Source organism: Bacillus sp. MYb78 (assembly GCF_002975115.1).
In the GTDB taxonomy this organism is placed as follows: domain Bacteria; phylum Bacillota; class Bacilli; order Bacillales; family Bacillaceae_G; genus Bacillus_A; species Bacillus_A cereus.
In genome coordinates this window covers 36,047-47,764 of sequence record NZ_PCOB01000031.1, presented here as the reverse complement: position 1 = coordinate 47,764, position 11,718 = coordinate 36,047, and the positions used below count along the sequence as shown (strand labels likewise).

The following is an 11,718-nucleotide window of genomic DNA, read 5'->3' as shown; positions in this document are numbered from 1 at the left end:
TTTCAACCGAATACAAAGATTCAAGGAGGTGGTCGGCAACACTCTATCTACAAATTTAAGTATCTCATAAAAATAGATACTCTTGGGTTTATAGGTACATCCCGTCCCTAAAAAACCTAACTTAATCATACGAGGAGGTGATACACATGCAACGGTACGTGACTTATGCGACTCGATTAGTAAAAGCAAAAGACGTAAAAGCTGTATGTTGCGAAAGTAAAAATTACTTCAAGAATGGCTCAGAAGAACAAGCAGTAAACACCATGTTAAAGCTAACGGAAAGGAGTGAACGTGTTGGCCAACATTAACGAGATTTTCGTAGAAGGTTTCCAGTCACATACAAATAGCCACTTTAATTTAGGAAACGGACTGAATGTAATTACTGGACCATCAGATAGTGGTAAAACATCCATTATACGAGCAGTTCGCTGGGTAGCATTTAACGAACCTCAAGGTGAGGCTTTCGTAAACGAATCAGTGGGACAGGCTACTGTAGCGATTCACATGGATAACGGCATTATTATTTCAAAGCACCGTAGAAAAGGAAAAACATCGTACAGAATCCAAACGGATCCAGGTGATGCAGGAAGTGTATTTGAGAAGTCAGAGGTACCGGAAGAAGTAAAACAATTACTTGGTATCACAAAGCAAACATTTGGGGATTTTGTTACTGCTTTAAACTTTGCATTCCAGCTTGAAGCACCTTTCTTAATAAGTGAGACACCGTCATCGGGTGCGAAAGTTCTAGGTAAGTTAGCAGGAACAGAAGCTGTCGATCTCGCGGTAAAAAGTGTTTCAAAAGATACATACGCAGCAAGGCAAGAGAGGTTACTAGCTGAAAAAGAAATTGAGAGATTAGCAGGTAACTTACTCGAGTACTTGGATGTGGATGATAAAGTACAGCAGTTAAAAACAGCTGAAAGTTTGATGGAACATGTAGAAGAATTGCATAAAAAGAAAGATGTACTGCAGCAACTACAAACTCAACAACAGATAGCATTTGAAAAATTCCGTGTAGCGTTTGTTGAGGATGAGAGACTCTCAAAAGTGCCGGTTCTTATACAAATACTTGAAGAAACAGAAAAAGACCAGCAGCGTCTGCAAACACTACTGGACTTACAAAAAAGATACGAGTCACTGTCCACCGCCAAGAAGACATTGACTGAAACATTAAAACAATTTGATGGATTAGTAGAAGTAAGTAACTTGTTACAAGATTCTACTAAATCCGAAGAAATATATTCTTTGCTTTCTATCTTATCACAAAACTATAAGAAGTATAGTCAAGTATTACAAGAAGATCAATTACAGGTCGAGAGGTTGACTGTAATTGAAAACATTAATGTAGCTGTGATTGAAGAGGAAGTAAAGAAAACGGATGAGTTAAAGAAACTCTATGTACAACATAGCGTGGTTAAACAAGGCTACGAAAAAACAAGTAAGGATGTAGAAAGGTTATCTGTACCTGGTAATGCGTCAGATCAACTACAAGAATGCGAAACAAGTATTACACAACTAAGTCAAATAAGTGTGCTCTTACAAAAATACCAGAATATACACAACTATTATATGAGATGGACAAGTCGTGCGGAACATTTAAATGTTCCGAAAGAAGTGGTAATACAGATTGCTAATACTGAGAATAATGTCACTCATTTAGCTGAATTAAAAGAGTTTTTACGAAACTATATGATCTGGCATCAAAGAGTACGTCATAGTACAAGCACATTGGAACTATATGAAAAGCACATTGAAAATTACACAAAGGAATTGGAAGAGACATGGAACGAGGCTGGTGGAGTTTGTCCGCTATGCGAATCGCCGATGTCTTTTGAACATTCTCATTGAGGGGTGATTAGTGGTGATTGATACGGAAAAAATGAGCGAGTTTTTACAAACAGCTGAGAGGCTGAATAATTCATTAATGGAAATTAATGAGGTTATTGAAGCTTTTGACGATACATCTAATGTTTTAAAAGTCTCACTATTTCATAAAAAATTTAATGAGAATTTATTAGTGAGTGAATCAGAAAGTATAGGAGAAAAGAGTATTGATTTTGCTATCCGACCAACTGTGTTGGCCTGTTTAAGAGATCAAAAGAAGTTTCTTGAATCAGAGCTACAAAATTTACTATCAAAACAACTTGAAGGGGGAAATGAGTAATGGAATTAAAACAACGTATTGAAATTGCAAAAGCAAATTTAAAGAAAGCAGAAACAGCAAAAATCCAAGCAGAGGCGGAAAAGTCTTCAGCTGAAAAGCAATTAACGGAAATCGCTGAACAAATGGCGCGGTACGGGGTAACGCCTGAAACGATCCAGGAAGAAATCAATAAGCTTGATACATCAGTTAAAGAAAACCTGGAGCATGTAGAACGACTCATCCCGCAGGTATAAGGAGGCTACTTTTATGTACGAGCTTCTAAAAGCAAGAGCGGATATCCGTCAGGCAAGCGATAAATTGAAAATGAAAATCGGTCAACGTGATTTATTAGTTAAGCAACAAAAAAGCGCAGAAGTAAGAAAAGCAAAAGCTGAGGAGCAACTTGGGGAGTTTGATTTAGTACAAATTCTTCTTCAAAAGACAAGTGATTATGCAAGGCAGCAAGCAAAACGTCGTATAGAAGAAATTGTTACGTCAGCTCTTACAGTTGTATTCGATAAAGACTACAGATTCGAAATTGAAATTGCCGTAAAAGGTAATCAACCGGTAGCAGAGTATTGGCTACAGTCTGAGGATGTACGGACACAATTAAAGCCGCCTGATTATGATCGCGGTGGTGGTGTAGCAGACGTAGTTAGTTTAGCGCTCAGATTGGCTGTTGGAGAAATTAGTGGTGTAAGAGGACCGTTATTCTTAGATGAGGTTGGAAAGCACGTGAGTCAAGAATACGCACCAAATGTGGCGTATTTCTTGAAGGAGTATAGTACGAAATTTAAACGTCAAATCATTTTAATTACGCACAGTACTCATTTAGCTGAGATAGGTGACGTAGCACTTGGTGTGACTCAAAAACAAGGAAAAAGCATAGTAACTGCTTTATAGAAAGGGAGATTTGGATATGTGTATTAAGTGCTTAGTAAAAGAATTAGCTGCAACGGTTGCAGGTGTAGAAGTGACAGAGGAAGTTGTAGGTAAAGCAACTGAAGAACAAGTACGCGAGTTACGTAGAATTCGTAAAGAAACGGAAGCTATTAAGGAAGTTGTAGCTAAGGAATTAAAGACTGAACTTGAACCAATTAAAGAAAAATATAAAAAGAAATTAGAAAATGCAACAAAAGGATTAGAGGAATGGCACGATGCAGTATGGGCTGACATTCATTCTGAATTGGGTGTTAACGGTGAAGATGATTTGACGTTAGATGCTGAGACAGGTGAAATCACAAAACAAGTTATCAAGAAAAAAGAATCAAGTAACCTTCACTGATGCACCACATTGTTGAAGGTGGAATTACTTTAGATACAACGTTACGCGAAGCACGAAAAAGCAGAGGTGAGAGTATGAAGTTTCTATATTTCGGTGATCCACATATACGAGGTACAAACCCTCGTAATCGTAAGGATAACTACAAAGAGGCTTTAATTGCGAAGTTCCGTGAGATTTTCGCACTAGCTAAATACAAAGGTGTGACAGCAATTATACAACCTGGGGATACGTTTGATAGGCCTGAGGTTACGACAAGCGTGTTACTAGAATTCGCAAAGGTATTGAAAGAGAGTCCAGTTCCAATTTATACAACAGCTGGTAATCACGATATTTACGGCTACAATCTTGCAACGTATGAACGAACAAGCCTTAGAGTACTGGAGTTAATCGTCCCGCAGCTTACAGTCATTAATGATCCTGGGCAAGCTCATATGTTTCACCAAGACGGTAATCACGTCCAGTTAACATTTACACCGTACAGTGATCAAATTGATAAAGCTGGTTATGGTTATTCACCAGAAGTTACTGAAGATTATGAGTCAACTAAAATACATGTAGCTCACGGTATGTTACTTGACCATGATCCACCTTTTGATCGGTACACAAAAGTACAAGATGTAAAAACAGATGCGGATTTGGTTTTGTGTGGCCACGATCATACAGGTTTTGGTGTTTACGAGCGTTCGGATGGAAAAGTGTTTGCGAATATCGGAAGTATCACACGTTTATCGGCTTCGGAAGCTGAGATTAATAGACCAATACAAGTTCTTCTTATCGATGTAAAATCACCAGGTGTTTTTGATTTAGAACGGATTCCGCTTCAAAGTGCAAAACCTGGTGAAGAAGTACTTGACCGTAGCCGGATTGAAGCTGAGAAGAAACGAGCGTATGCGATGGAAGAGTTTGCCTCATTAATTCAAACGGAAACAGGGGAAGATGTGCTAGTCGATATTAATACGATTGTTGAGAGTATTGCTGAGACAGAAAGTATTAATCCGGATGTAGTAGAAATAGCGTTAACGAAAATAGCGGAAGCAAAGGAGGGATTACGAACATGATTGTAAACAAACCGCAGTTTGATGAGAATGAACTAGGCGAAGGTACGGCGGTACAGGTCACAAGTGGTAACCCGTTTAGACGCCCTAACTATAGTAATAATAAACATGATTGGAATGCTGTAGTAATAGAGTTTTCACCGTTGATGATAAGTGTAGCTGGTTACAACAAAGAGGAACATGATCGAGTAGAAACGATGAACATAACAATTGACTCAATTGTTAAAGAGCACGTGACGCTTAAAAAGTTAGTAGTAGAACTACCAAAAATTCAATGTGAGGTGGGACCAGAAAATGACTGAATTAAATAATGAAATTCTTAGTTTACAAGAGGAGCATGGGAAAGAAAAGCTACTTGCAGCGGCAACAAAAATTTTAGGTAAGAAAGTACCGACTGACTATGTTCGAGTATTAGATCCACTTGAATTACAAGCATCCTTACAACAAATTGATGCTGCAGTACAGGATGTTCTTGAAAAAGGTAAAGCACGTGAAGAAGCTTATGGGAAAAAAGCAGACCTAATTAAGCAAAAAGTGAAGCTGAAAACTGCAGTAGAGCTAAAAGAAGCAGAGGCATTTATGCAAATTCAAGGTGAGGGACGTAACCAATACGCTTACGTGAATGATCAAAAAGTGGCTCTCACGAATGATACGTTACGTGATGCGTACCGCCTGCATTACAGCAAAGAAGAACGTCAACAACTTACAGACGTAGAGCAAGAGTTAGCGTCCATTGATATCAAAATTTATCAAACAAAAGATGCTTGGGAAACAGCTAAAGAATCAGCGGATCTTGTAAAAGCAAAAGCTTATGTACAAGCGAATCTACTGAAGTTTTTGGCATAGGAGGTTGCTATGGATCCAAAACAAACAGCAATGAGAAATAAACAGCGTGAACGTCAGCAACGTGGGGATGATTTCCAAGCTGAAATCAGAAGAAGCTGGAGAGAAATTCCGAATGTATGGCGTATGAGAATTGCAGATGGTGCAGGTGCAACTCGTCCAGGTGACGAGATTGTAATAACACCTGAAGTAAATATATTAGCTGAAATGAAACGTACAGAGAGTCGTAGATTTTCACTAGATTATATGAGACCGAATCAGATTCTCGGGCTACGGGATTTTGATCAAATTATTGATAGAAATTTAGGTTTAGTGTTTATCAGTTTTCTAAATGATAGCAAAGGGCTTGACGAGGCTTATGCGTTCAGACTTATTACATCTCTTATTCATATGAAAAAACGAAACGTGAACCATATAAAACTTGAAGAATTTCAAAGTCAGACGGTTCCCTGTTTACCACTTCCAAGACTTACATACCATGAACCTTCTTACGATCTATCGGAGGTGCTCACTTGCTACAAATCTTTGTAAAACACAACATCCGAATAAGAGGTGCTAGTACACCTCTTAAGGCGGCAATTACTAAGGCGCTAACATTTGATAATCCAGCGTATTTGAAAGCAAAAAAGCAACGTAGACCTACATGGGGTGTACAAGCAAAACTTGAATTGTTTGTACATGACAGAGGCGATATTGTTACGCCTCGAGGTTTCTTGTCAAAGCTAGAAGAGGTACTGAAAAACTTAGGTTACGACCCAAGTAAAGTTATTACCTCACAGATTTCATATGGCCGAGATGTTAGTTTCGGGGAATGGGATGACGGGTTTGTATTAAAAGAGGACCAGACACCGATGGTTGAAGCACTTATGCAAGAAAACGGAATAGGTGTAGCACCGGCTGGTTCAGGTAAAACCGTAATGGGCATGCGCTACATTTACGAAAAGGGTAAAGCAGCATTATGGCTTACGCATACAAAAGACTTAATGTATCAATCCGCAAAGCGAGCTAAGGATACAATGCCTGGTATCGGTCGTATCGGCTTTTTCGGTGACGGTGTACATGACTGGGGAGACGGTAAACTAATCGTTGCTACAGTACAAACCTTGCAGCGAAATCCACAAATAATCGATGCACTAAATGATTTTATCGGGACGGTAGTAGTGGATGAAGCCCATCACTTTCCAGCAATACAATTCATTGAAACGGCTGGGAAGTTAACGGCTGAAAATGTGATCGGTCTCACCGCAACACCTTCCCGAAAAGATGGATTAGAAATCTATATGTACAACGGTGTAGGTCCAAAAGTGTATGAGATTAGCAGAGATGGAATGTATGAAGCTGGGAGACTGGTAAAACCGACAGTGAAATTCGTATATACCGAGTTCAATTACGAGACGGCAAGTAACCGTAACGAGATTGATAGTGTGGATGCTGGTGGAGAAGATCTTGATTACACAGATCTAATAAGGCACCTCATTTCTGATAAAAAGCGTGCGAAGTTAGTTGCTGAGAATATTGTTGAGTCTGCAAGTTTAGGGCCATCCATTGTTATAACAGAATCAGTTCGCTACTGTTTCGTACTTGAAGAACTCGTAAAACGAATGGCAAAAGCAAGATTCGGTATCGATGTTAGAACAGCTGTAGTACACGGAGGTATTAGTCGCTACACCTGGAGAAAAGCAAAAAATGAAAAATATGCACAGCAGCTTATCGATACTGGTCATGCGGTAGATAAAAAGCAGGGTAAGTACGGTTGGCAGGTAAAGGTTGCTCAGTATTCAGAAAAAGAAATTCGCCAATGGCAAGTGACAAAGCAGCAACGTAAAGACATTTTGGAAGCTTGCGACCGAAAAGAAGTAGATATTTTATTTGCTACTCAGTTAGCGCGTGAAGGACTGGACATGCAGCATTTAGCAGTTGGTCACATGGTAATGCCGAAACGTGGTGATTCACGGGAGAGCAATAGCGGCTCATCGGTAGAGCAGGAAATTGGACGTATTATGCGTCCTGATCGAAACAATCCGGATAAAGAAGCATACTGGTTCGATTACGTTGACTACAATGTTGGAGTATTTAAGGACCAATATCACAGCCGTAGGAAAGTATACAGCAGAATCGGGTTAACGGTACCAAGAAAGCCGAAAACAGAACGCGATACAGTGGCTAACTTCTTAAATGACATGCCTTGGTGAAAGGGGGGATAACGATGGAAAAGTACGAATATGTGGGTGCACTTTATGAAATCACAGAACTAATTGCTTCAGCGAAAGAGGTGAAGTAAGTGGGTTTGAAAGAAACAGGTCAAAAAATCGTTAAAAAAGTGATAAGGGTATTTGCAAGAGGATCCGGTAAAAGTTTATCTCTTCAACGAGGAATCCCGATAATGGTTGAGGTTCCGGAATACGATTCGAAAGATTACGAGATTTCGTATAACAGAAAAGTAACCTATCGAAAAAAGAAAAGCCAAGCAAAACGAAAAGCATGGAAAAAACATGGCCTACAGGGGCGCGGGAGGAAAAAATAATGACACAAGAAACAAATCAAAATGAAGTAGTGGTACAAAATAACGCGGTGGCGAAAAGAAACGATGGCAGCAATTATATTTCAGCAATTTTAGAAGAAACAAAGCAGGGATTCGTTGAAGCGAATAACGGTCTTGATATGGATTTCGTCCGTATGGGCGAGTGGTTAACGGTTAACAAGAAAGGGAATTTCGTAGAAAAAGATGATGAAAATGTAATGTACGGCGACAATATTGATGTAGTTATTGGATACGGTGAGCAACGTTGGTCTGTATGGGGGAAACAAGATTCTCCTGAAGATGGTCAGTTGATCGTGGCGGAAAAAACAAAAGAAGATGTGGAAGTTGTATTCAATCAATGGTTAGCTGAAAACCCACAAGCTGAGGAACGCTATGAATTAGATGATATTCAGCTTCGTTATATGGCATCAGTGGTACCAGTATCAACGTTAAGCCCAGACGACTTCCCTCGTATCTACTTAATGAGCTTTAGCCCAACAGACACAATTATTTACGGTCGTTTTGCGATGAATGTGTATACAGGGAAATATAAAGCGCTAGGTGTTCCGTCTAAATTAGGTGTCAATAAAATTGTTACACGCTTAGTAACAACAGAACGTAAAAGTCGTACAAACGCTAGTAACCAATGGATCGGTATCGACTTCCAGCCTGTAGGTGTATTTAAACCAGAAGATTACGGAATTAACGTAGAAGAAACAGAACAAGCAGAAAAAGCTTCAGAATAATTAAGGAGGGCGTCTACAAATGGCAAAAAAGAAAGACAAAACAAGTGAGTATCAATATGTAGACGCATGGTACAGCAATCAGAACGGTAGAAGCATTCCGTGGAAACGAATCCCTTCCTCTGAAGTGAAGCAATTCCAAACGGGAGAGGCATTCAATTTCAATTGCTTTGCTACAGTTCAACGATTTGCGAACGACACAAAAGTAAAGGGGGAGGCATTTATTGCTCCCCTATATTTTGACCTTGACCATGCGGAAGACCCATCAGTCAGCCAAAAGGATGCAATTAAGCTGGTGGAATTTTTTACGAAAGAAATGGACATTCGTGAATCGGATATGTGGATTTACTTTTCTGGATCAAAAGGATTCCACATCTTAATAAGCTCCGATGCGCTCGGTATTGAACCGAGAAACGACCTTCATAAAATCTTCAAACATATGGCTGGGTACTTAGTACATAGGCTGGGACTCACGTCACTAGACCTTGTGGTGTATACAGAAAAGCGGATGATTCGTTTACCGAACAGTATGCATCAAAAAACAAACCTATTTAAAACAGAAATTAGTGTAAATGAGTTAAACAAATTAACACTGGAAGAAATTAAAGATTTAGCGAAATCACCAAGACATGCTGACGATCTACCTTATACGGCAGAAGAACGTAAAAAGGCAATGAAATACAGACCTCGTACAGGGTATTTACTAATAAATAAGACAGAAGAATATGAACAAGCTGCAGCAACGAGTGCTCGTAAGTATGCGAAAGAAGAATTCCAGTTTAAGAAAGATAAACCACCGGCATGTGTAGTTGATATTTTAAATGGTGGATGGAAAAAAGACGGTGACCGAAACCAGGCAACAGTACAGCTTGCATGTTACTTCAAAGACGCTGGCTACACGAGAGAAGAAACAATGAAAGAGCTGGAAGACTGGGTGCTTAAATTTACATCTGAGGATAACGAGTATGGTAAGCAACAGCGTGTTGCGAATACGAGAAGTGTTATCGATGCGGTATACAGCGGTGATAATACATACAAATTTGGTTGCGCTTTTATTCGTTCACTACATGGCGAAAAGAAACCGGGAAGCAAAGATTATGAACGTGTAGCGTGTGCTGGTGATATGTGTCACTGCATTAAAAAGAATGCTGAGGAAGAAGAGAATGCAAAGTTACTTCATCTAGCAGAGACAGGTAATGCGGATCTTACTGGAAAGCTTGTAAAAACACGTGTCATGGTTGCAGGGAAAAAGCATACACCTTATATCATTCCGAAAAACATTGAGTACCATTGCTGGGGCAGAGAAAGTTGTAAAAAGGTACATTGCCCTCTATACGACATCCATACACACACAGGATATAAAGACCTGGGCGTAAGTGATCGGGAAGTTATTCAAATGACAGGTGTAGGTGACGATAATATAAAAGGCATTTTACGAGAAATATCAGGCATTCCAAATTGTCCGAAATACAATACCGATATTTTAGAAAACATGAACGTTGAAGAGTTGCTTGTAATCCCGATGGCTGAAGAAGATGACGAAAAGCAAGAGCAGCATAAAGGGAATTATGTACTACGAAAAGTGTACGCCGTAAATGGACTAAACGTAAGTGAGAATAAGTACTACGAATTAACAGGTTATGTATACCCACATCCAAAGAATCAGGAGTCAACACTACTTGTAAAGAGTGCGGTACCGCTTCAGGATGTGGTTGAAAGTTTTGAGCTAAATGAACAAGTGAAAGAAGATTTAGCAACATTTCAGCCGGCAGATTATACAGCAGAATCAATTGAACAGAAACTAGGAGCAATTTGTAACGATTTAACGTACAACGTAACACACATCGTAGAACGTGATGAGACATTACTTGCAGTATTGCTAACACTTCATAGTGTTTTACGTTTTAAAGTACCGTGGGATTTAAATCCGTTACGTGGTTGGGTGGAATTGAAAATCGTTGGTGATACAGGTACTGGTAAGTCCGCGCTCATTGAAAAAGTAATGAAATATGCAGGACTTGGAACACGAGTGAATGCGGAAAGTACTTCTCGTACAGGTCTAACGTACAAAATGGAACAGTCAGGTGCTCAAGGTGCATGGTACATCGTTTGGGGGGCATGGCCGTTAGCGGACAAAGAAATGATTTGGATCGATGAAGATACAGGTATTACGAAAGATGATTATGGTGAAATGACGCTTGCTCGTTCTGACGGGAAGCTGGAAGTAAAACGAGCTGTAACAGCTGAAACACCTTGTAGAGTACGTGCCATCATGTCAGGGAACGTACCGAAAGGGAAACGACTTGCTGATTACTCTCAAGGCGCAGAAAGTTTAAAAGATATTTTCAATAACGAGGATATACGTCGTTTTGACTTTGCAGTTTTTATGAGAGCGAGTGATGTGGATCCTGAGTTGTACAACCAAACGCTTGCTACGTATCCATCGATTATACAGAAGGATACTTTGAAAAATAACATCTTATATGCTTGGTCACGTAAGCCGGAGGACGTGCTATTTACAGACGGTACGATTGATAAAGTACTGGAGGTTGCGACAGACCTTGCGAAAGTATATGGAAATGCGAATGACATACCACTTGTTTCTCCTTCAGATCAGCGGAATAAAGTAGCAAGATTAGCAGTTGCACTTGCAGCTCTTACGCATTCAGTTGATGAATCAGGCGAAAGAATTCAAGTTTGGCCGGGACACGTTGAGTTTATTGGGGAGTATTTAAAAGCTTTATACAATGCTCCAGGTTGCGGCTTAAATTACTATGCTCGTTTAGCAATAAAAGAAGAAGAGATGACAGAAGAAAGATACCAGAAGTTTACGGCAGATCTTAAGAAAATCGATACATTAACAGGCGAAATGAAATTCTATGAGTTTATCAAACTGTTCGCTCAGCAGAAGTATTTACGACTTGGTGATGTTGAGGCGATGCTTTCTATCGATAAAGAAGAAGCGAAAGCAATCGTAAATCAATTAGCGAAAATGAGGATGATTCTTTTAACAAGCGGTGGTTATCGAAAAACACCACGCTTTAATGCCTACATTGCGTATTGCATGAAGAAAGGACTCTTTGATCATATACAGGATGAGTACTACTAATTATATGGACAAGCACTAC

General features: G+C 39.5%; 14 protein-coding genes. All 14 read left to right on the top strand.

Features of this window, described 5'->3' with window-relative positions; all coding sequences use genetic code 11:
- Nucleotides 1-146: 146 nt before the first annotated feature.
- The 14 genes from CQ064_RS33795 (at nucleotide 147) to CQ064_RS30645 (ending at nucleotide 11,699) form a co-directional block, all read left to right on the top strand.
- A complete protein-coding gene (locus tag CQ064_RS33795) occupies nucleotides 147-308 on the top strand; it encodes a hypothetical protein (protein ID WP_001190219.1) in 162 nt (53 codons plus the stop codon).
- Nucleotides 292-1,848 (top strand): AAA family ATPase, encoded by a 1,557-nt coding sequence (locus CQ064_RS30705; protein ID WP_015055111.1) that lies wholly within the window; start codon nucleotides 292-294, stop codon nucleotides 1,846-1,848. The genes CQ064_RS33795 and CQ064_RS30705 overlap by 17 nt, the downstream gene beginning before the upstream one ends.
- A 13-nt stretch (nucleotides 1,849-1,861) precedes the next feature.
- Entirely contained in the window at nucleotides 1,862-2,164 is a 303-nt protein-coding gene (locus CQ064_RS30700) for a hypothetical protein (protein WP_000567354.1), read from the top strand.
- On the top strand, nucleotides 2,164-2,397 hold the full coding sequence (locus tag CQ064_RS30695) for a hypothetical protein (protein ID WP_000421152.1): 234 nt from the start codon (nucleotides 2,164-2,166) through the stop codon (nucleotides 2,395-2,397). Before CQ064_RS30700 ends, CQ064_RS30695 begins: the two co-directional genes overlap by 1 nt.
- A gap of 13 nt (nucleotides 2,398-2,410) precedes the next feature.
- A complete protein-coding gene (locus CQ064_RS30690; RefSeq protein WP_000273133.1) occupies nucleotides 2,411-3,046 on the top strand; it encodes a hypothetical protein in 636 nt (211 codons plus the stop codon).
- A gap of 16 nt (nucleotides 3,047-3,062) precedes the next feature.
- On the top strand, nucleotides 3,063-3,428 hold the full coding sequence (locus CQ064_RS30685) for a hypothetical protein (protein ID WP_000334956.1): 366 nt from the start codon (nucleotides 3,063-3,065) through the stop codon (nucleotides 3,426-3,428).
- Entirely contained in the window at nucleotides 3,428-4,486 is a 1,059-nt protein-coding gene (locus CQ064_RS30680) for a metallophosphoesterase family protein (protein ID WP_000546453.1), read from the top strand. The genes CQ064_RS30685 and CQ064_RS30680 overlap by 1 nt, the downstream gene beginning before the upstream one ends.
- Nucleotides 4,483-4,785, top strand: a complete 303-nt coding sequence (locus tag CQ064_RS30675; RefSeq protein ID WP_000636793.1) for a hypothetical protein — start codon at nucleotides 4,483-4,485, stop codon at nucleotides 4,783-4,785. Before CQ064_RS30680 ends, CQ064_RS30675 begins: the two co-directional genes overlap by 4 nt.
- The gene (locus CQ064_RS30670) at nucleotides 4,778-5,329 is read left to right on the top strand and encodes a hypothetical protein (protein ID WP_000137796.1); all 552 of its coding nucleotides are present in this window, start codon (nucleotides 4,778-4,780) and stop codon (nucleotides 5,327-5,329) included. Before CQ064_RS30675 ends, CQ064_RS30670 begins: the two co-directional genes overlap by 8 nt.
- Nucleotides 5,330-5,338: 9 nt before the next feature.
- Nucleotides 5,339-5,857 (top strand): M48 family metalloprotease, encoded by a 519-nt coding sequence (locus CQ064_RS30665; RefSeq protein ID WP_000371314.1) that lies wholly within the window; start codon nucleotides 5,339-5,341, stop codon nucleotides 5,855-5,857.
- A gap of 83 nt (nucleotides 5,858-5,940) precedes the next feature.
- Nucleotides 5,941-7,518 carry a DEAD/DEAH box helicase gene (locus tag CQ064_RS30660; protein ID WP_003271401.1) on the top strand — a complete coding sequence of 526 codons (1,578 nt, stop codon included), beginning with the start codon at nucleotides 5,941-5,943 and terminating at the stop codon, nucleotides 7,516-7,518.
- An 89-nt stretch (nucleotides 7,519-7,607) separates the two neighbouring features.
- Nucleotides 7,608-7,850, top strand: a complete 243-nt coding sequence (locus CQ064_RS30655; protein WP_000523223.1) for a hypothetical protein — start codon at nucleotides 7,608-7,610, stop codon at nucleotides 7,848-7,850.
- Complete coding sequence (locus CQ064_RS30650) at nucleotides 7,850-8,593, top strand: hypothetical protein (protein ID WP_000191310.1); 744 nt, start codon at nucleotides 7,850-7,852, stop codon at nucleotides 8,591-8,593. Before CQ064_RS30655 ends, CQ064_RS30650 begins: the two co-directional genes overlap by 1 nt.
- 19 nt (nucleotides 8,594-8,612) lie before the next feature.
- Nucleotides 8,613-11,699 carry a DNA primase small subunit domain-containing protein gene (locus tag CQ064_RS30645; RefSeq protein WP_001074794.1) on the top strand — a complete coding sequence of 1,029 codons (3,087 nt, stop codon included), beginning with the start codon at nucleotides 8,613-8,615 and terminating at the stop codon, nucleotides 11,697-11,699.
- Nucleotides 11,700-11,718 lie beyond the last annotated feature (19 nt).

Coding starts and splice junctions, on each gene's coding strand:
- CQ064_RS33795 (WP_001190219.1), top strand. CDS start 147: ATGCAACGGTACGTGACTTATGCGACTCGATTAGTAAAAGCAAAAGAC.
- CQ064_RS30695 (WP_000421152.1), top strand. CDS start 2,164: ATGGAATTAAAACAACGTATTGAAATTGCAAAAGCAAATTTAAAGAAA.
- CQ064_RS30690 (WP_000273133.1), top strand. CDS start 2,411: ATGTACGAGCTTCTAAAAGCAAGAGCGGATATCCGTCAGGCAAGCGAT.
- CQ064_RS30685 (WP_000334956.1), top strand. CDS start 3,063: ATGTGTATTAAGTGCTTAGTAAAAGAATTAGCTGCAACGGTTGCAGGT.
- CQ064_RS30680 (WP_000546453.1), top strand. CDS start 3,428: ATGCACCACATTGTTGAAGGTGGAATTACTTTAGATACAACGTTACGC.
- CQ064_RS30675 (WP_000636793.1), top strand. CDS start 4,483: ATGATTGTAAACAAACCGCAGTTTGATGAGAATGAACTAGGCGAAGGT.
- CQ064_RS30670 (WP_000137796.1), top strand. CDS start 4,778: ATGACTGAATTAAATAATGAAATTCTTAGTTTACAAGAGGAGCATGGG.
- CQ064_RS30665 (WP_000371314.1), top strand. CDS start 5,339: ATGGATCCAAAACAAACAGCAATGAGAAATAAACAGCGTGAACGTCAG.
- CQ064_RS30650 (WP_000191310.1), top strand. CDS start 7,850: ATGACACAAGAAACAAATCAAAATGAAGTAGTGGTACAAAATAACGCG.
- CQ064_RS30645 (WP_001074794.1), top strand. CDS start 8,613: ATGGCAAAAAAGAAAGACAAAACAAGTGAGTATCAATATGTAGACGCA.